The organism is Agrobacterium sp. AGB01 (assembly GCF_014851585.1).
Classification (GTDB): Bacteria; Pseudomonadota; Alphaproteobacteria; order Rhizobiales; family Rhizobiaceae; genus Agrobacterium.
In genome coordinates this window covers 1,370,335-1,391,162 of sequence record NZ_JACVAB010000001.1, presented here as the reverse complement: position 1 = coordinate 1,391,162, position 20,828 = coordinate 1,370,335, and the positions used below count along the sequence as shown (strand labels likewise).

Here is a 20,828-nt window from a genome sequence, read left to right as displayed (position 1 = left end):
GGCTTGTCCCGAGGACAGAGATGAGTGTGTTTCAAGCTCATCCACCCACTCAAACGTCATCCTCGTCCTTGTGTCGAGGATCTAAGCCGGTGCCAAATATGCAACGTGGATAGATTCTCGGGTCAAGCCCGAGAATGACGACGAGAGTTTGGTTGCGGCACCGGCAACGTTCACGAATAGAAGAAACTCTTGGTGTAGAGAGCAACACCAACCGATCCTCATTCCTGTGCTCGTCACGGGAATCCAGGCCAGCCCAAGTCTTTGGGCTGAATAGAGTTTTTACGCCGTGCGGACGCACGTCAACTGGACTCCTGTAACAGGTATAGGAGTAAGGGAGATGGTGGGACGCGCCTCACTCAAACGTCATCCTCGCCCCGGTGGCGAGGATCTAAACCGGCGCCAAATATGCAACGCCGACAGATATCAGGGCCAAGCCCGAGAATGACGACGAGAGTAGTGTTGCGGCCATGCACGGCAACCCACAATACAAAAACGGCGCGGTTTGATCCGCGCCGCTATTATCTCTACCGGTCTCGGAACCGGTTGGTGATCGGATAACGCCGATCACGCCCGAAGTTCTTCTTGGTAATTTTCACACCCGGTGCAGACTGCCGGCGCTTGTATTCCGCAAGATAAAGCAGATGCTCGATGCGGTGTACGGTCGTGACGTCATGGCCGCGCGCCACAATGTCATCCACCGACATTTCCTGCTCCACCAGGCATTCCAGAATATCGTCGAGCACTGGATATGGTGGCAGCGAATCCTGGTCTGTCTGGTTTGGACGCAGTTCGGCCGATGGCGCCTTGGACAGGATGTTAGCCGGTATCACCTCACCGGACGGACCAAGCGCGGTTGGCGGCACGTGTTCGTTACGCCATTTCGAAATGGCGTAGACCTGCATCTTGTAGAGGTCCTTGATCGGGTTGAAGCCACCATTCATGTCGCCGTAGAGTGTTGCATACCCCACCGACATCTCGGACTTGTTGCCAGTTGTCACCACCATGGAGCCAAACTTGTTAGACACCGCCATCAGGATGGTGCCACGGGTACGGCTTTGCAGGTTTTCTTCGGTAATGCCCTCTTCGGTGCCCTCAAACAGGTCGGCAAGCGACGACAGGAAACCTTCCACCGGCTCGACAATTGGCACGATGTCGTAACGGCAGCCCAGCGCCTTGGCGCAATCGGCAGCGTCTTTCAGCGATTCATCTGAGGTGTAGCGGTATGGCAGCATGATGCAGCGAACACGCTCTTCACCCAGCGCATCGACCGCAATCGCGGCGCAAATGGCGGAATCGATACCACCGGACAGCCCAAGCACGACGCTCTTGAAACCGTTCTTGTTGACGTAGTCGCGGAAGCCCAACAGGCAGGCGCGGTAATCCGCTTCCTCGCCCTCGGGGATTTTCGACATCGGGCCGCTGTGGCAGTGCCAGCCGTTTTCAGTGCGCTTCCAGTCGGTGACCGCAAGTGTCGCCTCAAACTGGCTCATCTGGAATGCCAGGCTCTTGTCGGCATTCAGCGCAAAACTTGCGCCGTCGAATACCAGTTCGTCCTGCCCGCCAAGCTGGTTTGCAAAAATCAGCGGCAGATTGGTTTCGATCACCTGACGCAGCGCCACCTGATGGCGCACTTCCACCTTGCCGCGATAGTAGGGCGAACCGTTGGGCACCAGCAGCAATTCAGCACCGGTTTCGGCCAGCGTTTCGCACACGCCCATGTCGTTCCAGATTTCTTCGCAAATCGGGATACCAAGCCTGACACCACGGAAATTGACGGGACCGGGCATTTCACCGGCCACGAACACACGCTTTTCGTCAAACTCGCCGTAGTTCGGCAGGTCGATCTTATCGCGCAGCATCAAGATCTTGCCGCCGTCCAGCACGGCGACCGAGTTGTGGCGGCCAAGTTCACCCTGTCGTGGAAAACCGACGATGACGCCGGGACCGCCATCGGCGGTGTCTGCCGCCAGATCTTCAACCGCCGTCAGGCAGGCGTTGAGAAACGCCGGCTTCAAAACCAGATCTTCCGGCGGATAACCTGAAATAAACAGCTCGGTCAGAAGCAGAAGGTCAGCACCCTGGCTGGCCGCATCTGCCCTTGCCTCACGCGCCTTGGCGAGGTTGCCCGCCACGTCGCCAACCGTTGGATTGAACTGCCCGACAGCAATTCGAAGAGTATTCGGTGTGGTGTGTAAGTCGCTCATACATAACCATTTAACGTGTGGCGTCCTACTCCGCAATCAGTGATGAGAAGCACAGGCGCGGTCACGTAAATTTCATCCCGAAACACTGTGCATTTTCAACAGTTCATGTCGCGTTCATGAAACTTATGTGACAGTTACATGACAAATTGACGACAGATCTTTTCATGATTCTGTGACCATACCGCCGGAGTGACGACATTGAGTAAATCGGTTCCCGAGATCGAGGAAACCGAGAGGGCTGCTTTTGCCCTTTCAACAAGAAGTATCAAGCGCATAACGATGCTGCTGGGCGAAGCGGTTTTCGTGGTGAATACCCTGCTTGGCGCGCTGCTTCTGGTCGTTCTCCTGGAATGGATTGCCCGCGGCACGCTGACCGATGTCGGCACATTTTTGACCTCGACCGCCCGCCCCGGCATGACCACGGTTGCTGCGGTCTTTTTGGCGATGATCGCACTCGACGCGCTGTTTGGCCGCCACTACCAATCGTTTATCATTGCGGTACCGGCACTGCTCATCCCGGCCCTCATTTCCAGCCAGAAGCAGTTTTATCTGTCTGACCCGCTCTACCCGTCAGACATGCTGTTTGGCCGGCAGATTTTCCAGTTGCTGCCCGCCATGTTGCAGGCGCGGCCACTGGCGGCGGTCGGTGTGTTTGCCGGTCTTGCCATTGCCATTGTTGCCATCGTTTTCGCAGCCCGCTTCATCTACAAGGCGTCGCCTGCGCTGCCACTCACCGGCCGTCTGTGGCGCCTCGTGCTTGCCGTTCCGGTTCTGGCCGGTCTTGGTTCCCTGATGGAATATTCGCAATATTCCTGGATCCGCGATCGCCTGAACATTATTCCGATGATGTGGGACCAGAAGGAAAACTATCGCCATAACGGTTTTGTCATGGCCTTTACCTTCAACATTCCGATGGCCAATGTCTCGGCGCCGGATGCCTATAATGCCGATAATATTGCCGATATCTATGCCGACGGTTCGGCCTTTGCCATCAACAACAGCAAAAGGCCCGACGTTATCGTCATCATGAACGAGTCGCTGTGGGACCCGCGCAAGCTTTCCAACGTCTCGCTGACGCCAGACCCGATGCCGACCATTCGCGCCACACAGTCCGGCAATGTGTTTTCGCCGGAATTTGGCGGCATGACGGCCAATGTGGAATTTGAAGCGCTGACCGGCTTCTCCAACGCCTTCCTGCCCTATGGCAGCATTCCCTATCAGCAATATATACGCGGCCCGGTGCCATCGCTGGCGACGTTCTTCCGCGCTGAGGGCTACTCGGCCATTGCCATGCATCCGTTCCAGGAATGGTTCTGGAACCGCAAGGAGGTCTACAAGTCGTTTGGCTTTGAAGAGTTCCGCTCGGAAGAAAACATGCCGGCCATGGAAAAGCGCGGCATCTTCGCCTCTGACGAGGCGCTGTTCGAGCAGATCATGAGCACGGCCGATAACGCGCAGAACCCGCTGTTCCTGTTTGCGGTGACGCTGCAGGGCCATGGCCCCTATGAGGCAAACCGTTACGCCAGCAATTCCATCCGGGTTGATGGCAAGGGCAATCTTTCGCCCGGTGCCGAAGACGCGCTGGCGACCTATGCGCAGGGCGTGAACGAGTCCGACAAGAGCATTGCGCGCCTGATCGACTGGGCCAAGAAACGCAACCGCGAAACCATCATCGTGACTTTTGGCGATCACCTGCCACCGATGGGTCAGGTCTATGTCGAAAGCGGCTATATGCCGGGCATGGTGGCGACACGCCGCGCGCCGCTTGAGGTGATGAAGCGCGAACATGAGACCCCTCTGGTAGTGTGGTCGTCCAAGTCAGGTACACGCAAAAACATCGGCTCGATCAGCCCTGCCATGTTGCCGTACCACGTGCTGAAAACTGCCGGTATGGATGATCCCTTCTACACCGGCATGCTTGGCCGTGTGCAGAAGCAGTACCCGGTTGTGGACCGTCACATGCTGGTGGATGCCAAGGATAACGGCATTGCCGACTGGTCGATTTCCTCCCAGTCGATACCCGACATCATCAGGGACTACCGCTTGCTGCAGTACGACATGATGTTTGGCGAAAAATACGGCAAGTCGCGCTTTTTCCCCGGCTTTGACTGGCTGAACAATTTAGATAGCTGGGGCGAAACACGGACACCCGCCGAAAGCAGTTGAACGAACGCCCGGCAAACGCTTATCTCTTCGTCAGCCTCTAGCAGGTTCCCATGACGGAGAGATATTGTGTCCCATATTCATGAAGCCATTGTTTCGCGTTTCAAAAGCTCCAAAAAAGACATTGGAGATGTCGAGAAGCGTGTTCTCGAAATCGCGAAAAACCGGGAATTTGTCAGTACGGACACCAATGCGGCCTTTTCGGCCGAAACATCATTCGGGGAACGTCTGGCCGACTCGATCGCCAGAGTGGGCGGATCATGGGGCTTCATCCTCACTTTTCTAGCCTTCCTGATTGCCTGGGCTGTGATCAACGTCATCGTATTGACCTCGGATGCCTTCGACCCCTACCCCTTCGTGTTCCTCAATCTCATCCTGTCGATGCTGGCAGCCATTCAGGCACCGATCATCATGATGTCGCAAAACCGGCAGACGACCCGTGACAGGTTTGAGGCGGCCAAGGATTATGAGGTCAACCTGAAGGCCGAGCTGGAAGTGTTTGCCCTGCACCAGAAGATCGACATGAAGGTGCTGGCGGAACTGGCAGCATTGCGCGAAGATATGGCGGGCATTCGTGAACAGCTGTCAAACCTACAGAAACAGTAAGTGACCGTAAGCAGGTGGCTCGCAAGTGTCTCCGGACGACGCAGTCCGTCTCCCTAGCGGTTTGTAACGCCACGATATTTATTTTCGCAAAACGGCCATTCAGTTACGAATCCGTCAGACTCGTACGCTACAGATTGACGCAGGCAATTGTTGCAGTGCACTGTTGGCGCAGCAATGGCAGGCGGATTCGGTTTATCGCCTGACGCGGATGGCATCATGACATCTCCACCGGAAGCCATTCATTAAACGGGAATACCGTTATCTTTAGAAGTTCATCGTTTCGAGGCTTTGCATGAATCAATACGATCTCATCGTTGTCGGTAGTGGCCCGGCAGGACGTCGCGCCGCTATTCAGGCAGCAAAACTGGAAAAGAAAGTTCTGGTTATCGAAAAAGGTTCACGCGTGGGCGGCGTTTCGGTGCACACTGGCACCATTCCTTCCAAGACGCTTCGTGAGACAGCCTTGAACCTGACTGGCTGGCGTGAGCGCGGTTTTTACGGCCGCTCATACCGTGTCAAACAGGAAATCAACGCCGAAGATCTTCGCCGCCGTCTTCTCATCACACTCGACCATGAAGTCGAAGTTCTGGAGCATCAGTTTGCCAGAAACCGTGTGCAGCATCTGCGCGGCATGGCAACCTTCATTGATGCCAACACGCTTGAGGTTGTGAAGAGTGATGGCGAAGTGCAGAAAGTCACTGGTACTTCGATTCTGCTGGCTATAGGCACTCGGCCCTACCGTCCGCCACATGTGCCCTTTGACCATGATGCCATTCTCGACAGCGACGAAATCCTTGAAATCAAGGAACTGCCCCGCTCGATGATCGTGATTGGCGCCGGCGTTATCGGAATTGAATATGCCACGATTTTCAGCGCGCTCGACACCCAGGTGACCGTAGTTGAACCGCGTGACACCATGCTTGAATTCATCGATAAGGAAATTGTCGAAGACTTTGCCTACCAGCTGCGCGACCGCAACATGAAGCTGATCTTCGGCCAGAAGGCGGAAAAGATCGAGCGCGAAGAAAACGGCAAGTGCAAGGTGACACTTGGCAACGGCCGTGTTCTGCAGGCGGAAACTGTGCTGTTTGCTGCGGGTCGTGTTGGCGCGACCGACACGCTTAACCTTGCCGCGTGCGGCCTTGAGGCTGACAGTCGCGGCCGCCTTAAGGTGGACCCCGAGACATTCCAGACCTCGGTTCCCAACATCTATGCGGCCGGTGACGTAATCGGCTTTCCAAGCCTCGCATCAACCTCAATGGAACAGGGCCGTATTGCCGCGCGCCACGCGGTTGGTGCACCGACCAGCGAACCACCGCAGTTTTTCCCTTACGGCATCTACGCTGTTCCAGAGATTTCCACCTGCGGCCTGACCGAAGAGGAAGTCACAGAACGTGGCATTCCCTATGAATGCGGCATTGCGCATTTTCGCGAAACATCGCGCGGCCATATCATGGGTCTCGATACCGGCTTGTTGAAGATGATCTTCTCGCTGAAGACACGCCGCCTGCTTGGCGTTCATATTGTCGGTGAAGGTGCAACCGAGCTGGTGCATATCGGCCAGGCGGTTCTCAACCTCAAAGGCACCGTCGAATATTTCGTCGAAAATACCTTCAACTACCCTACCCTTGCCGAAGCCTACAAGATTGCCGGCCTCGACGCATGGAACCGTATGGGTGAACTGAAAAAAGAAACGTAAGGCGCACTCGCCTTACGTCACTACCAACTGATTTTGTAACGGGCGCTGATGGCCGGGCGGAAGTGATCTTCATAACCCTGCCTCAGCGTTCCGGTTACAGTGATATTGTCACCCAGACGCTGCTCAAGCGCCACATCCGAACTGAATTCAGAAAACGTATCCTTGCTATTGCCGGTCAGCACGAAGCTGGTCCCGGTTTCCGAGCGCGTCAGTCGCAGCGATTGCGACACATTCACCCCACCCCATTGGCGGGCCGAACCATCATACCGCACAGTGAAGTTCCTGTTGGTTTCCACGTCCAGCTCGGACGTGACGATGCGCTTTTGCGAGGACGTCATTGTAACGCTGCCCGAACCGGTCAGCGCATTCATCAGCACGCCGATATCACGCGCCATCGACACACCAGGCAGATTCTCTGACAACAGCGTGAGATTGCCCCACAGGCGCACCGGGGAATCAACGATCGCGCCCCCCTTGGACGCGTTCACGCCCATTTCCAACCCGCCACGAATGGGCGTGTCGGTCGGCAACCTGGCACCAATCCTTGTCGTGTAGGACCGGTCCGAGTTCTTCACCGGGTTCCAGATCAATCCACGCTCATCTGCCAATGACAGGGACGGAGAAAGAACCAGCATGACAATTGCCAGAAACATACGCTGGCTGGTTTTTGCATACATCAGTCTGCCCTCAATCACCTCAGGGCGCCAGACATGCGTCTTCACGCAGTGCCATGACGCAAAACCCGTTGAATATTGGCATCGACCCACAACGAACCATATCTGGTTCACATCGACGCTACTGAGTGCGGAACGCATCCGGCACCACGCGCAAAAGCCATGCTGCGACGAGCAGACCTTCGCCAACCGCCGACTATCGGCAGTACGTCATCCCTCACCCACATCTCTCAGACGTGACTCGATAACGATGACCCAAGGGTGCCAGATGAACGGGAGATGAACAAGAGTGAAAGGCGTTCACATTTTTGTTTGCTATGCAGCGTGATATTTTTGCAATTGCGAATAGTCGAAACTACAGGTGAAAGTGGCAATTTTCCTGTTATGGCAAAAGAAAAAGGCCGTAGCGGGTGCTACGGCCTTTTTAAATTGGTCATCCGGTGGATGAAAAGGATTACTCGGCGTCGCCTTCAGCTGCCTTCTTCTTAGGAGCAGCCTTCTTCTTTGCCGGAGCCTTCTTCTTGGTCTCGGATGCTTCTTCAGCATCGTCAGCCAGCAGTTCTTCCTTGGAAACGGTCTTGTCCGTTACAGAGATTTCGCCGAGCAGCTTGTCGATGACCTTCTCTTCGAAGATCGGAGCACGCAGCGAAGCGGAAGCGCCTGGGGTGTTGCGGAAGAAATCAAGGATTTCCTTCTGCTGGCCAGGGAACTGCTGCAGCTGCTGGAACAGCGCGCGCTGCATTTCTTCTTCGCTCACTTCAACATTTGCCTTCTCGCCGATTTCGGAGAGAACGAGGCCGAGACGAACGCGGCGCTCAGCAAGCTTGCGGTATTCTTCGCGTGCTTCTTCTTCCGTGGTGTCTTCGTCAGCAAAGGTCTTGCCAGACTGTGCAAGATCGGTGTTGATCTGGCGCCAGATGTTGTCGAACTCGGCATCAACCAGGCCAGCTGGCGTGTCGAACTTGTACATTTCGTCCAGCTGGTCAAGGATCTGACGCTTTACCTTCTGGCGGGTTACGTTGCTGTACTGGCTTTCGATCTGGCCACGAACGATTTCCTTCAGCTTTTCAGCCGATTCGAGACCGAGCTTGGAAGCCAGTTCGTCGTTGATTTCAACAGCAGCAGCGGCAGCAACTTCCTTGACGGTGATGTCAAAGGCAGCTTCCTTGCCAGCAAGGTTTGCAGCTGGGTAATCAGCAGGGAACGTAACGGTGATGGTCTTTTCGTCGCCAGCCTTGACGCCAACGAGCTGGTCTTCGAAGCCAGGAATGAAACGGCCAGAACCGAGAACCAGTTCAGCATCTTCAGCAGCGCCGCCGTCAAAAGCAACGCCGTCGACCTTGCCGAGGTAGTTCATGGTCACGCGGTCGCCGTCAGCAGCCTTGCCCTTCTTGGTTTCGTAAGAGCGGGCGCTCTCAGCAACCTTGAGGATCTGCTCGTTGACTTCGTCTTCAGAGACTTCAACAACTTCGCGGGTAACCTTGATGCCGTCGTTGGACTTCAGCTCAATGGCAGGAATGACTTCGTAGGTCAGTGTGAATTCGAGATCAGCTTCGCCGTTCAGGATCTTGTCGGCTTCTGCTTCGTCTTCGGTCATCGCGATGGAAGGCTGCGTTGCAGACTTTTCACCACGGCCGGTCAGGATTTCAGAAGGCTTCTGACGGATCAGGTCGTTGACCAGCTCAGCCATGATCGACTTGCCGTATACCTTCTTCAGGTGTGCAGCAGGAACCTTGCCCGGACGGAAGCCGTTCAGACGGACCTTGTCCTTGGCGTCAGCAAGACGCTCATTGAGGCGAGACTTCATGTCGTCAGCCGGAATAACTACTTTGATTTCGCGCTTCAGCCCTTCAGCGAGCGTTTCGATAACCTGCATTTTCGTACCTTCACATCATGGCGGCAGTGCTCAGACAGCCGTTGGTTACTTTGAGCACGACGCCGGAAACTAAAACCGGACGTGGCTATATATACTTCATGCACAAACTTTTTGCCGAGCAAAAACTGCGCTTGAGCCAAAGAAGCGGCGAAGCAAGAAGCTTCACACATTCTTCTTAAGCGATTCAGATGGTGCGGGTAGAGGGACTCGAACCCCCACAACTCTCGTCGCCAGAACCTAAATCTGGTGCGTCTACCAATTCCGCCATACCCGCGCTCTTGAATCCTGCATAAACAACATCTGGCACATGAGGCCTTCCGGAGCGCGCGTCTCTATATCATCCGTTTTCAGGAGTTCAAAGGAAAAATGACAGTTATTCGTCGTCATCCAGCAGCTATCTGCAATATCCCGCCATTCCCGGCGTAAATAGAGAATGATCGCAGCAGGGTCACACATCTTTTAAGCCAGCTAAGGGACATTTCCTGCCGATTGCGACACATGGAGCATCCTGTTGCCCCTCGCATGACAAGACGCGTGGCGACTCATTATATATACGCCGGCCCAGACAAAGACGTCCGACCAGCAGAGGTCGTCCCCTACCCGCATTTCAATGCAGCCAAACCCTCGCAAACTGCACAACCCAAGCCGTCAAATCGCCATAGACACAACGATGCACTGAGATATCTGCCGCAGCCCAAAAGACATGCACTCGACACATGTCTGCCATCTATTTGCCCCACCTCCGACATTTGGCACTTCAACAGCTGTATCAGCGCTTCCAGATCGATTTAAATTTACGTTTTGCTAAGCATTCACGGCGCACCGCTGGTGAAAATCACCCAAAAATGCCGCTTCAAATCGCTTCTGCATCAAAAATAAGCTTTTTATTTCACCAAAACGGGTCGCAGGGCGCCCTAGCCGTGCATTTGACGCATAGGTGTCATCTATTCTTGTTTCTGTTTGTTTTCGCTGAAATCGCTATATTCAGCTTCAGAAAACGGGTGCAGCAAAAAACACTGCAGAGCACCACAACAGAGATCAAAAGGATCACGATCATGAACATCACTCGCTCGCTTAACAACTGGCGCAAGTACAGACAGACCGTTACAGAACTCGCTCGCATGACCGACCGCGAACTGAACGACCTGGGCATTGGCCGTGGCGACATCCGCCGCGTAGCACGCACAGCAGTTGGCTACTAATACTAGCCACTGACTTCGCTAGTCGGCAAACCATCCCAAGAGGTTCTGTCGAATAGCACCTAAAAAGGCCGAAGCTTGAAAAAGCTTGCGGCCTTTTTCTTTTGTCTGCATCATGCCCAATAGGCAGACATCGCAGCCTAAATAACAGGCACGGCCGCTTTCTTAGCCAACTCACTGCACATTTGCATGGCAGTCGCCTATTTAATGCACTCCACAACATAGCAGGTTGTATATATAAGACCCTCAACACCGAGAGAGCAGAAACCTCTGCCCCGGTCACAAGATCAGAAGTTTGAGGAAACACCCATGAACCCGATTCGCATTGCAAAAAACTGGATCAGCTACCGTCGTACACTTAACGAACTTGGTGGTCTCTCCAACCAGGCACTGAATGACATTGGCCTTACCCGCCACGACATTCGCAACGTTGCTGCACGCTCTTTCCGTTAATCAAAGCGCGCTCGCTGGATGACCTCCCCAGCGGACCCTTGACGGAAAACCTAAAGGATACGGCGCCATCTGGCGCCGTTTTCTTTTTGTGCTTCCTATTGGAAGCCTGCCCTCCCCATGATAGTGCAATGGGCAAATGCTCATCAAACAAGGTTGCTGGATAAGCGCACTGTCAAACGAGAGATGCGATACTCAAAAACTCTTGGGAGCTTTTTCAAATAATCCCCCAATGAAGGCTTTACCCGCGACAATGTTTGAGCGGCGTTTTGTGAGTATGTGATGCAAGATAACAAATATTCTCCCATTCACGTCATCGGTGGCGGACTTGCCGGTTCGGAAGCTGCTTGGCAGATCGCCCAAAGCGGAGTTCCTGTTATCCTGCATGAGATGCGCGGCGTTCGCGGTACGGATGCTCACAAGGGTGACAGCCTTGCAGAACTGGTTTGCTCCAATTCCTTCCGCTCCGATGATGCGACAGCCAATGCGGTTGGCGTCATCCATGCGGAAATGCGCCTCGCCGGCTCTCTCATCATGTCCTGCGCTGACAAGAATCAGGTTCCGGCCGGTGGCGCATTGGCGGTTGACCGCGATGGCTTTGCCGAAGCGGTCACCAAAGAGCTTGAAGCGCATCCGCTGATCACCATCGTGCGCGAGGAAATTAGTGGCCTGCCGCCGACGGAATGGGATCTGGCGATCATTGCCACCGGTCCGCTGACCTCGCCTGATCTGGCCGCTGCCATTCAGGCTGAAACCGGCGAAGACGCGCTTGCCTTCTTTGACGCCATTGCACCGATCGTGCACCGCGACAGCATCAACATGGATATCTGCTGGTACCAGTCGCGTTACGACAAGGTTGGACCTGGCGGCACGGGCAAGGATTACATCAACTGCCCGATGAATGAAGAGCAGTACCATGCCTTCATCGATGCGCTGATTGCCGGCGACACGGTTGGTTTCAAGGAATGGGAAGGCACACCCTATTTCGACGGCTGCCTGCCAATCGAAATCATGGCTGAACGCGGTCGCGAGACCCTGCGTCACGGCCCGATGAAACCGATGGGCCTGACCAACGCCCATAACCCGACCGTCAAGGCCTATGCCGTTGTGCAGTTGCGTCAGGACAATGCGCTCGGCACGCTCTACAATATGGTCGGTTTCCAGACCAAGCTGAAATATGGCGCGCAGGCGGAAGTGTTCCGCATGATCCCGGGCCTTGAGAATGCCGAGTTTGCCCGTCTGGGCGGGCTGCACCGCAACACCTATATCGATTCCCCGCGCCTGCTCGACCCCTCTCTGACGCTAAAATCCCGTCCGGGTCTGCGTTTCGCCGGTCAGATCACTGGCTGCGAAGGTTATGTGGAAAGCGCCTCGATCGGCCTTCTGGTTGGTCGCTTCACGGCTGCAGAACGCAAGGGCGAGACACCAAGCCTACCACCGGCAACCACGGCACTTGGCTCTCTGCTCAACCACATTACCGGCGGCCATCTTGCATCCGATGATGAGCCGGGCAAACGTTCATTCCAGCCAATGAATGTCAATTTTGGCCTGTTCCCGGAACTGGAACCGGGTTCGATCGTCAAGCCTGAAGGCGTCAAGCGCTTTAGAGGCAAGGACAAGACGATCATGAAGCGTCAGTTGATGGCTGCCAGAGCGCTGCGCGATTGCGCCGAGTGGCTGGGCGTCGAAGCGCCGGTGTTTGCACCATCACCGGAAGTGGACGCGGCAGAGTAACCGCGTCTCAAAACAGCTGAATTATACCGATGGAGAAGGTTCTGCCGTGTCGTGCCTGATGGCCGGTGCGGCATCCTCTTCAATCGGATGTTTCTTTTCTTCTTCGACAAAGCTGCCGAGCAGCCACAAGGAAACATCAGCCGCTTCACTGGCCGACGGGAAGCGAAACTCGCCGCTATGCTTTGGAGCGTCGGCAAACTGAATGGCAAAGCCATCGCCTGTCGGCAAATGTTCAATGCGCAATGACCCCGGTGCAATCAGCATGCAGGCGTAGTGCGAGCCCATGTTGCGCATGAAGCCGGCCTTGTTGTCATGAAGCCGGACAAAAACAGCTTTACCGTTTTTGGTCATATGCAGGCTTCTGATTGCTTCAGTGGGGAATGCCCGCGAGAAATCAATGATCGCTTGGCCCGTATCATGACTGTTGTCATCATCCGTGGCACGACGCATCCGGGTGATGTAGTACCCCAGAACGACAAGCACAGCGCCAAGTATGGCCCCGACGATCAAATTCATTCTATTTCTCCTTTTCAGGACAAACGCCCGACTGCAGCGAGATGTTCCTACACTGCGAGGCTTGTGCGAATTTTACCGTCTGTCAAAAACGCTTCAGGAAAACAGATTTGGTCATCAGCCATTGGCGACGCACCAGAGACGGCTGAATGTCAGCCTCAAAGAGAGAGGCGCCAGCCTTCTTCGCACTCTTCAATACCGTCTCGGTCATGGCCACTGGCAGGTAGGCGGGGAAACAGGCCGCATCGACTTTGGTCTTGCGAGCATGGCCAAGATGATCAAGCGCAATTGCACAGAAGATATCGATGGCCGCAGTAATGCGGTCCTTGTCTTCACCAGCAAGGAATGCCTCGCGGTTAAGACCGGTGGCTGAGAGAATATCAACGGGGATATAGACCTGTCCGCGACGGCGGTGCAGCGGTGCCAGCAACATCATTCCGGCCATCGCCTGCGCCACGCCTGCATGGCCTGCGGCATCGGCACTGCCGGCTGCGGCCTGCGGATCGAGAATGAGGCTTGCCAGCTGAATGATTGCGGATGCCGTTTCACCGGCATATCCCTCAAGCGCATTGCGGTCTTCAAACGGGTCGTCGTAGAGATCGAAGATACGCGCTTCGAGCAGGTTGATCAGCGTTGGACGCGGCAGGCGGTATTTCTCCACACAATCCATAAGGCCGGCAGCAACCGGGTTTGCCTGGCTGTCGCCATGCGCGTTGCCTTCCAGGAGATCGCGCCACCACTGCATGCGCACTTCGCCGGGCAGCGGCTCTCTCACCGCGTCACGGATGCGGGCAATTTCGGCATTGAAGGCATAAAGGGCAGCCAGTGCGGGGCGCTTGTCTTCTGGCGATAACAGACATGCCAGATATCTGTCACGGTCGAGATCCCGCAACATGTTAAGGCAGATTGCGCCTGTATCCTGAGTGCTCACGCCAGAATGCTCCCCATTGCCGGACAGTCTCGTGTCAGTCCACCGCGATGAATGCAGCGGCGACAGCCCGGTCTTCGGACAACATGATATTATAGGTTCTGACGGCAGCGCCGGTGCTCATGCTGTCGACGGAAATACCGGCTTCACGGAACGCTGCTCTCAGCTCTTTCGGCAAAAGCAGCATCCCCTCACCGGTTCCCAAAAGCAGGAACTCGATTTCGGCGGCCTGCTCGAAAACTTTTTCGAACAGGTCCACCGTCAGGTTTTTCGGGTCGGTGGCATTCCACCCGTGGATGCCGGATGGCAGGCACAGCAGCGAACCGCGGTGTGACATCTCGGCAAAGCGGAAACCGCCATTGCCATAAGCATCTATCGGGGCCCGGCCGGGAAAATGGGCCGGGCGTATTTCAATGCCACCTGCCATGGTTCAGCCCCTAGGCCTTGCCAGTGAGGGCGGTTGCCTTGCCATCGCTCTCCTCGTCGGCCTTCGAATCTGGGCGAAGGTTGAAGAGGATGAGGATCGGTGCAGCGATGTAAACCGATGAGAACACACCGATAAGAACACCGAACAACATGGCAAAGGTGAAGGAGCGTATAACCTCACCACCGAACAGGTAGAGCGAAGCCAGTGCCAGAAGAACAGTCAGACCGGTCAGGATCGTTCTGGACAATGTCTGGTTCAAAGACGCATCGATCAGCACCGGTAGCGGCATCTTTTTATAACGCCTGAGGTTTTCGCGAATTCGGTCGTAGATAACCACCGTATCGTTCAGTGAGTAACCCATGATGGTCAACACCGCCGCGATACTGGTCAGGTTGAATTCCAGCCCGAAGTACACGAACATGCCGATGGTCAATATCACGTCGTGGGCCATCGATATGATGGCGCCGAGCGCGAACTGCCATTCGAACCGCACCCAGATATAGATCATGGTTGCGAACATGGCGATCAGGATACCGATCGTCGAGGTGAAGGTCAGGTCGCCGGAAACGGCAGGTCCCACCACTTCAACACGACGGAAGTCGTAATTGTCCTCAAGCGCGCCACGAACCAGGGTGATGGCAGACTGCTCGGCATTTTCGCCGCCTTCCTGCGCCTGGATGCGAATGAGAGCGTCCTGTGGCGAGCCGAAGCCCTGCGCCTGGATTTCACCGAGGTTAAGCTCGTTCAGGCGTTCACGGATATCAGCGAGATCCGCCTCACCCTGCTTGGCCTTGATTTCGATGATCGAGCCGCCCTGGAAATCGATGCCGAGGTTCAGACCCTTGGTCACGAAGCCGCCAACGCAGACGATGAGCAAAACGGTCGTAAACATGAAAATGTAGCGACGAATGGCCATGAACGGGTAGTCACGTCCGTCGAAGATGGCCGTACGCACACCCTTTGGCAGGTGCTTTGGACGCGAACGACGGACCCACACGCCAAACATCCATGCGGTCAGGGTATAGGCGGTGAAGACGGTGGTGATGATACCGATACCGAGCGTGACGGCAAAGCCGCGAACCGGGCCGGTACCCATGTAGAACAGAACGCCAGCAACAATCAGGGTCGTCAGGTTGGCGTCGATAATGGTCGCGAAAGCGCGCGTAAAGCCTTGGTCGAGAGACTGGATAAGCGGTTTTCCGCTTCTGACTTCTTCTCTTATTCGCTCATAGATCAGAACGTTGGAGTCCACCGCCATACCGATGGTCAACACGATACCCGCTATACCCGGTAGGGTTAGGGTTGATCCGATGATACTGAGAAGGGCCAGCAGCATGACGACGTTGACGATCAGAGCAATGTTGGCGAGCACACCAAAGAAGCCGTAGAACACCACCATGAAGATCAGAACGCCGACGGCACCGATGGCACTGGCGTAAAGACCGGCATTGATGGAGTCTGCACCGAGGCTTGGACCAACGGTACGCTCTTCCACAACAGTCAGCGTTGCAGGCAAGGCACCGGCGCGCAGCAGCACGGCAAGATCGTTGGCACCCTGTACCGAGAAGTTACCGGAGATCTGGCCGGAACCACCGATGATCGGTTCGCGGATCACAGGTGCGGAAATGACCTGATCGTCAAGAACGATGGCAAACGGACGGCCAACATTCTGCTGGGTTGCCTGGGCGAAACGCTGTGCGCCACGGCTGTCAAAACGGAAGGTAACAACAGGCTCATTGTTCTGCTGGTTAAAGCTGGCCTGCGCGTCAACAAGGTTTTCACCCGAAACGAGCGCACGACGTTCAATGAGATATGGAACTGGCGGATCATCATTCGAATACATGACCTGCGATGTTGCAGGTGGACGGCCGTTCATCGCTTCCTGGATTGGCATGGTTGTATCAACCATGTGGAAAGAGAGCTTGGCGGTCTGGTTGAGCAGCGACTTCAGGCGCTGCGGATCCTGGAGGCCAGGAACCTGAACGATAATACGGTCATCGCCCTGACGCTGGATCAGAGGCTCTGTGGTGCCCAGTTCGTCAACGCGGCGACGGACAACTTCGATCGACTGCGACACAGCCGACGACAGACGGTAGTTGATGCCGTCATCCGTCAGGCTCAGGCGCAGCAGGCCGTTGCCATCATCGCTCATGCTGACTTCGGTGACGGAGCCACCGACCAGCGTGCCGGCAGACACAGGCAAGGTCAGGTCACGCAAGGCTTCCTTTGCGGCGTCAATCTGCGCCGGATCGGTGATGCGTACCTGAACAATCTGGCCGGTACCGGAAAGGCCGGAATAACGAACGTTCTTGTCACGCAGCTGCGTGCGAACATCCCCCACAATCGTCTCAAGACGTTCCTTGACAATGTCGGAACGCTCGATCTTGAGCATGATGTGAGAACCACCCTGCAAATCGAGACCAAGTGTAACCTTGTTGTCCGAATACCATGAGGGCATGCCCTGCAGCTGTTCTTCGGAAAACAGGTTAGAGGAAGCAATAAACGCGCTTATCGCGACTGAAAGCCAGATAAAAACGGTTTTCCAACGGGAAAAATAAAGCATAGAGGTCTCGACCAGGTTGGTGTCGGGAGGCGGTATCGCCTTCCCTCTGCGTCAAAAATCAGGAAGCGGTTTCGGTTTTAACCGGCTCGCCCTTGACCCGAACTTCAGCGATGTAGGTGCGCAGTGCACGGATCTTTACGCCTTCAGCGATTTCGACTTCAATTTCAGCGTCGTCGATAACCTTGGTCACCTTGCCGGTGATGCCGCCACCAAGAACAACCTGGTCGCCACGACGAATAGCAGTCAGTGTTTCCTGACGCTTTTTCATCTGCGCGCGCTGCGGGCGGATGAGGAAGAAATACCAGACGACCATCAGCGGTGCGAACAGGAACAGCATTTCAAGGCCGGAACCGAACCCGGTAGCAGCAGCAGCTCCATCCTGGGCGAATGCTTCAGTAACTAACATATAAAACTCCTCATATTCACGGGCAAACAATTCCGCCCACCCGGCTTCAAGCCGCCGGAATATAGTTGTGATCGCCACGAATGCAACAGACATGGGACATGCTGCGTACCGATTCAGCACCTCATAACCTTTCGAGCATCGAAACGCCATGCTACCGAACCTTAATATCCCCTTAAAACGCCTGCATTAAACAGCGTGAGACCTATAATGACCCAAGATCAGACGACTGCACTCCTCCTCAACGAAATTCGCCGGCTTACCGATGCTGTCGAGCGGCTGGCGGGCCCAGCGCCTGCCAAGAACGACTGGAGTGCGGCAGACTGTTTCGTATGGTCGGCAGAAAACAAGTCATTGCAGCCAGTACCGCGCCCCAACCGCATTGCCTTGCAGCTGATCCGCGGTGTCGACCATGTGCGCGACATTCTGCATGAAAACACACTGCGCTTTGCCGAAGGTTTTCCCGCCAACAACGTACTTTTGTGGGGTGCGCGCGGCATGGGCAAGTCCTCGCTGGTCAAAGCTGTTCACGAAGATGTGCGCAACGCAACCGGCGTTTCCCTGAAGCTGGTTGAGGTGCACAGGGAAGACATTTCTACCCTGCCCGCGCTGATGAGCCTGATGAAAGATCAGGATCACCGCATCATCGTGTTCTGTGACGACCTGTCCTTTGACCATGACGACACCGCCTACAAGTCGCTGAAGGCAGCGCTGGATGGTGGCATTGAAGGCCGTCCAGACAATGTACTGTTTTACGCCACCTCAAACCGCCGCCACCTGTTGCCGCGCAACATGATGGAAAACGAACAGTCCACCGCCATTAATCCGGGGGAAGCGGTTGAGGAAAAGGTGTCGCTGTCGGACCGCTTCGGCCTGTGGCTCGGTTTCCACAAGTGCAATCAGGAAGACTATCTAACGATGATCAATTCCTACGCCGAACATTTCGAACTTGGCATCGACGAGGACACATTGAAGGCAGAAGCACTGGAATGGGCAACCACCCGTGGCGGTCGTTCCGGCCGTGTTGCGTGGCAATATATTCAGGATCTGGCCGGACGGTTGAGAAAACCGTTGACGAAATAATCCGCTCTAGCTCCAATCATCACCCGAAACGAAAAAACCTCCGGCATGACCGGAGGTTTTTTATTGGGCACCCAACAGTTGGTGCAAATCTCAATCAGAGATCGACGTCGAGAATGGCCATCGAGAAGTTATAGGACAGATCGCCATCTTCATCGTCGACATAGACAACGCCCAGAAACTCTTCGCCGAGATAGACTTCAGCCGAGTCATCCTTACGAGGACGGGCCTTGACCGCCATCTCCGGATTGAAGGTGCGCTTGAAATAAGCGTCGAGCTTTTTGATCTCTTCGGTTTTCACACTCTATCTCCTGTGCAGTTCGCTTTGCGCCGCTTGTGGCATGGGACAAAGGTCAAAGTAAAGTCCGCAAAAAGTGTTCTTGCGCATCAAAAATGCACGTCGATTGCACCTATGATTGCAGACACGCGGATCAGATATCCGCGCCGATGACCTGGTCCATTATACGCGATGGCTCGGTACACCCGGCCTCTCCTATCACCCTGGCTGGCACGCCTGCCACGGTGCTCTTTGGCGGCACCGGCTTCAGCACGACAGAACCAGCAGCAATGCGCGAGCAGCTGCCAATTTCGATATTGCCTAGGATTTTTGCGCCGGCACCAATCATCACGCCGCTGCGGATTTTCGGATGGCGGTCTGCGCCTTCCTTGCCTGTACCACCCAGCGTGACACCATGCAGAATGGAGACATTATCACCGATGACGGCGGTTTCACCGACCACCAGACCGGTGGCATGGTCAAGGAAGATACCACGGCCAATTTGTGCGGCCGGGTTGATGTCCGTCTGGAAAACCACCGAGGCACGGCTTTGCAGATAAAGCGCAAAATCCTTGCGACCCTTTTTCAACAGCCAGTGTGCCAGGCGGTGTGTCTGGATGGCGTGGAAACCCTTGAAATACAGCACCGGCTCCATGAAGCGCGTGCAAGCAGGATCGCGGTCATAAACCGCCTGAATATCAACGCGCAGAATGGTGCCCCATTCCGGCCAGTCCTTCAACATTTCATCAAAGGTCTGACGCAGCAGAACGGCCTGCATGTCAGGGTGATCAAGGAGCTCACATATGCGGTAAATGACGGACGCTTCGAGCGAAGGATGGTTGAGAATTGTCGAATAGAAAAATGCAGCCAGCAATGGATCCTGCGAAGCGGCACTGCGCGCTTCGTTAAGAAGGCTGCCCCAGATGGGATCGACAACGGCCACCTGTTCAAGTTGGCGAACTTCATTGCGCACGACCATAATGGTCTCCTTTTACCTTAGAACATTTCTTATACCGAAAAATGTTTCGGATAGAAATGGGTGAGCGCAATGGCATATCAAGCCATCGGCGCGTCTCCAGCATAACATTTCTACTTTTAAGGCGCGGCCCGTCCGGCAAGCGGTATCACAGCGCCTTAAAGTCATTTCATCTGACCATAAACCCAGGACAATATCGGGCTCATGACCGCTCAGGCATTGTTGGTAAGACCAGCATAAAACTCCAGCACGGCTGCCTTGAACACCCTGTCACCCACCGCCAGCATATGATCGCGACCGGGAATGTCGAGTGCGGTGGCATTGGGCATGATGTCGGCCAATTCCTGTGGTGAACCGGCAATATCATCCTTGGTTCCTACAGCTATCAGACAGGGCATGTCGATCCGGGCAGCATCTTCGCGGCTGACCAGAATGCGATTGGTGGCAATACAGGCAGCGAGCGCAAGGCGATCGCTTTTGGTCTGGTCGGCAAACATGCGGAACATGCGGCCACGCTCGTGGGTAACGCCGTCAAGCGAAGGTGCCAGAAGCGCCTCGGCAATCGGGTCCCAATCGCCGACACCATTGCAGAGATTGATGCCAAGGCCGCCAAACACCAGCGAGCGCACGCGCTCCGGGTGGGCCAGCGCCAGAAAGGCGGAGATACGCGCGCCCATGGAGTAGCCCATGACATGCGCTTCGGAAATGCCGAGATGGTTGAGCAGGCCAATGGCGTCTTCCGCCATGATCGGCGGGTAATAGGCCTCGGAATCATGCGGTTTATCGCTTTGGCCGTGGCCACGATTATCAATGGCAATCACCCGGTAACCGGCGGTTCCCAATGTCTTCAACCAGCCGGGATGCACCCAGTTTACACTGGCTGTCGATGCAAAGCCGTGGATGAGCAGAACCGGCTCGCCCGCCGGGTCGCCCTCATCGAAATAGGCCAGCTTCAGGCCATCGCGCTGATAAAAAGAAAAATCGGGGGTATTGAGATTCATCAAAGACATCCTTTTTGGCCGACCTTATGTCATGAATCCTGAAGGTTGAACCCTG

Annotated in this window: 18 protein-coding genes and 1 tRNA gene; 7 read left to right on the top strand and 12 right to left on the bottom strand. The window is 55.2% G+C overall.

Features of this window, described 5'->3' with window-relative positions:
• Positions 1–524: 524 nt before the first annotated feature.
• A complete protein-coding gene (locus tag IB237_RS06535; protein WP_192487740.1) occupies positions 525–2,204 on the bottom strand; it encodes an NAD+ synthase in 1,680 nt (559 codons plus the stop codon).
• Positions 2,205–2,402: 198 nt separating this feature from the next.
• On the opposite strand from IB237_RS06535, the gene IB237_RS06530 reads away from it, so the two are divergent.
• The 3 genes from IB237_RS06530 (at position 2,403) to sthA (ending at position 6,672) form a co-directional block, all read left to right on the top strand.
• On the top strand, positions 2,403–4,370 hold the full coding sequence (locus IB237_RS06530) for an LTA synthase family protein (RefSeq protein ID WP_371815241.1): 1,968 nt from the start codon (positions 2,403–2,405) through the stop codon (positions 4,368–4,370).
• Between the two features lie 66 nt (positions 4,371–4,436).
• Entirely contained in the window at positions 4,437–4,973 is a 537-nt protein-coding gene (locus IB237_RS06525) for a DUF1003 domain-containing protein (protein ID WP_192487739.1), read from the top strand.
• 292 nt (positions 4,974–5,265) lie between these two features.
• Positions 5,266–6,672: a Si-specific NAD(P)(+) transhydrogenase gene (gene sthA, locus IB237_RS06520; protein ID WP_192487738.1), complete on the top strand. Its 1,407-nt coding sequence runs from the start codon at positions 5,266–5,268 to the stop codon at positions 6,670–6,672.
• 20 nt (positions 6,673–6,692) lie between these two features.
• Here sthA and IB237_RS06515 read toward each other — a convergent pair whose 3' ends face one another.
• From IB237_RS06515 to IB237_RS06505, 3 genes are all read right to left on the bottom strand, one after another.
• Positions 6,693–7,325 (bottom strand): hypothetical protein, encoded by a 633-nt coding sequence (locus tag IB237_RS06515; protein WP_371815257.1) that lies wholly within the window; start codon positions 7,323–7,325, stop codon positions 6,693–6,695.
• A 475-nt stretch (positions 7,326–7,800) separates the two neighbouring features.
• Positions 7,801–9,222: a trigger factor gene (gene tig, locus IB237_RS06510; RefSeq protein WP_192487736.1), complete on the bottom strand. Its 1,422-nt coding sequence runs from the start codon at positions 9,220–9,222 to the stop codon at positions 7,801–7,803.
• A gap of 189 nt (positions 9,223–9,411) precedes the next feature.
• Positions 9,412–9,496 (bottom strand) — tRNA-Leu (locus IB237_RS06505).
• A gap of 781 nt (positions 9,497–10,277) precedes the next feature.
• Here IB237_RS06505 and IB237_RS06500 point away from each other — a divergent pair.
• The 3 genes from IB237_RS06500 (at position 10,278) to trmFO (ending at position 12,605) form a co-directional block, all read left to right on the top strand.
• Positions 10,278–10,424 (top strand): DUF1127 domain-containing protein, encoded by a 147-nt coding sequence (locus tag IB237_RS06500; protein ID WP_192487896.1) that lies wholly within the window; start codon positions 10,278–10,280, stop codon positions 10,422–10,424.
• 306 nt (positions 10,425–10,730) lie between these two features.
• The gene (locus IB237_RS06495; RefSeq protein ID WP_192487735.1) at positions 10,731–10,874 is read left to right on the top strand and encodes a DUF1127 domain-containing protein; all 144 of its coding nucleotides are present in this window, start codon (positions 10,731–10,733) and stop codon (positions 10,872–10,874) included.
• A 279-nt stretch (positions 10,875–11,153) separates the two neighbouring features.
• Positions 11,154–12,605, top strand: coding sequence for a methylenetetrahydrofolate--tRNA-(uracil(54)-C(5))-methyltransferase (FADH(2)-oxidizing) TrmFO (trmFO, locus tag IB237_RS06490; protein WP_192487734.1), 1,452 nt, complete (start codon positions 11,154–11,156; stop codon positions 12,603–12,605).
• A 21-nt stretch (positions 12,606–12,626) separates the two neighbouring features.
• On the opposite strand, the gene IB237_RS06485 is transcribed toward trmFO, so the two are convergent.
• The 5 genes from IB237_RS06485 to yajC form a co-directional block, all read right to left on the bottom strand.
• Entirely contained in the window at positions 12,627–13,121 is a 495-nt protein-coding gene (locus IB237_RS06485; RefSeq protein ID WP_246787657.1) for a hypothetical protein, read from the bottom strand.
• An 82-nt stretch (positions 13,122–13,203) separates the two neighbouring features.
• Positions 13,204–14,013, bottom strand: a complete 810-nt coding sequence (locus IB237_RS06480; protein WP_192487895.1) for a phytoene/squalene synthase family protein — start codon at positions 14,011–14,013, stop codon at positions 13,204–13,206.
• Positions 14,014–14,083: 70 nt separating this feature from the next.
• Positions 14,084–14,473: an Mth938-like domain-containing protein gene (locus tag IB237_RS06475; protein ID WP_192487733.1), complete on the bottom strand. Its 390-nt coding sequence runs from the start codon at positions 14,471–14,473 to the stop codon at positions 14,084–14,086.
• A 10-nt stretch (positions 14,474–14,483) separates the two neighbouring features.
• Positions 14,484–17,036 (bottom strand): protein translocase subunit SecDF, encoded by a 2,553-nt coding sequence (gene secDF / locus IB237_RS06470; RefSeq protein WP_192487732.1) that lies wholly within the window; start codon positions 17,034–17,036, stop codon positions 14,484–14,486.
• A gap of 58 nt (positions 17,037–17,094) precedes the next feature.
• Positions 17,095–17,442 (bottom strand): preprotein translocase subunit YajC, encoded by a 348-nt coding sequence (gene yajC, locus IB237_RS06465; protein ID WP_192487731.1) that lies wholly within the window; start codon positions 17,440–17,442, stop codon positions 17,095–17,097.
• A gap of 207 nt (positions 17,443–17,649) precedes the next feature.
• On the opposite strand from yajC, the gene IB237_RS06460 reads away from it, so the two are divergent.
• Positions 17,650–18,522 (top strand): ATP-binding protein, encoded by an 873-nt coding sequence (locus IB237_RS06460; RefSeq protein ID WP_192487730.1) that lies wholly within the window; start codon positions 17,650–17,652, stop codon positions 18,520–18,522.
• 94 nt (positions 18,523–18,616) lie between these two features.
• On the opposite strand, the gene IB237_RS26260 is transcribed toward IB237_RS06460, so the two are convergent.
• From IB237_RS26260 to IB237_RS06445, 3 genes are all read right to left on the bottom strand, one after another.
• On the bottom strand, positions 18,617–18,820 hold the full coding sequence (locus IB237_RS26260) for a DUF3126 family protein (protein ID WP_192487729.1): 204 nt from the start codon (positions 18,818–18,820) through the stop codon (positions 18,617–18,619).
• Positions 18,821–18,950: 130 nt separating this feature from the next.
• Positions 18,951–19,775 carry a serine O-acetyltransferase gene (gene cysE, locus IB237_RS06450; RefSeq protein WP_192487728.1) on the bottom strand — a complete coding sequence of 275 codons (825 nt, stop codon included), beginning with the start codon at positions 19,773–19,775 and terminating at the stop codon, positions 18,951–18,953.
• 209 nt (positions 19,776–19,984) lie between these two features.
• Positions 19,985–20,773 carry an alpha/beta fold hydrolase gene (locus IB237_RS06445; protein ID WP_192487727.1) on the bottom strand — a complete coding sequence of 263 codons (789 nt, stop codon included), beginning with the start codon at positions 20,771–20,773 and terminating at the stop codon, positions 19,985–19,987.
• Positions 20,774–20,828: the final 55 nt, after the last annotated feature.

Excerpts from the sequence above, each read along its gene's own strand:
- IB237_RS06535 (WP_192487740.1), bottom strand. The coding sequence starts at position 2,204 with ATGAGCGACTTACACACCACACCGAATACTCTTCGAATTGCTGTCGGG.
- sthA (WP_192487738.1), top strand. The coding sequence starts at position 5,266 with ATGAATCAATACGATCTCATCGTTGTCGGTAGTGGCCCGGCAGGACGT.
- IB237_RS06515 (WP_371815257.1), bottom strand. The coding sequence starts at position 7,325 with ATGTTTCTGGCAATTGTCATGCTGGTTCTTTCTCCGTCCCTGTCATTG.
- tig (WP_192487736.1), bottom strand. The coding sequence starts at position 9,222 with ATGCAGGTTATCGAAACGCTCGCTGAAGGGCTGAAGCGCGAAATCAAA.
- IB237_RS06500 (WP_192487896.1), top strand. The coding sequence starts at position 10,278 with ATGAACATCACTCGCTCGCTTAACAACTGGCGCAAGTACAGACAGACC.
- IB237_RS06495 (WP_192487735.1), top strand. The coding sequence starts at position 10,731 with ATGAACCCGATTCGCATTGCAAAAAACTGGATCAGCTACCGTCGTACA.
- trmFO (WP_192487734.1), top strand. The coding sequence starts at position 11,154 with ATGCAAGATAACAAATATTCTCCCATTCACGTCATCGGTGGCGGACTT.
- IB237_RS06485 (WP_246787657.1), bottom strand. The coding sequence starts at position 13,121 with ATGAATTTGATCGTCGGGGCCATACTTGGCGCTGTGCTTGTCGTTCTG.
- IB237_RS06480 (WP_192487895.1), bottom strand. The coding sequence starts at position 14,013 with ATGTTGCGGGATCTCGACCGTGACAGATATCTGGCATGTCTGTTATCG.
- IB237_RS06475 (WP_192487733.1), bottom strand. The coding sequence starts at position 14,473 with ATGGCAGGTGGCATTGAAATACGCCCGGCCCATTTTCCCGGCCGGGCC.
- secDF (WP_192487732.1), bottom strand. The coding sequence starts at position 17,036 with ATGCTTTATTTTTCCCGTTGGAAAACCGTTTTTATCTGGCTTTCAGTC.
- yajC (WP_192487731.1), bottom strand. The coding sequence starts at position 17,442 with ATGTTAGTTACTGAAGCATTCGCCCAGGATGGAGCTGCTGCTGCTACC.
- IB237_RS06460 (WP_192487730.1), top strand. The coding sequence starts at position 17,650 with ATGACCCAAGATCAGACGACTGCACTCCTCCTCAACGAAATTCGCCGG.
- cysE (WP_192487728.1), bottom strand. The coding sequence starts at position 19,775 with ATGGTCGTGCGCAATGAAGTTCGCCAACTTGAACAGGTGGCCGTTGTC.
- IB237_RS06445 (WP_192487727.1), bottom strand. The coding sequence starts at position 20,773 with ATGAATCTCAATACCCCCGATTTTTCTTTTTATCAGCGCGATGGCCTG.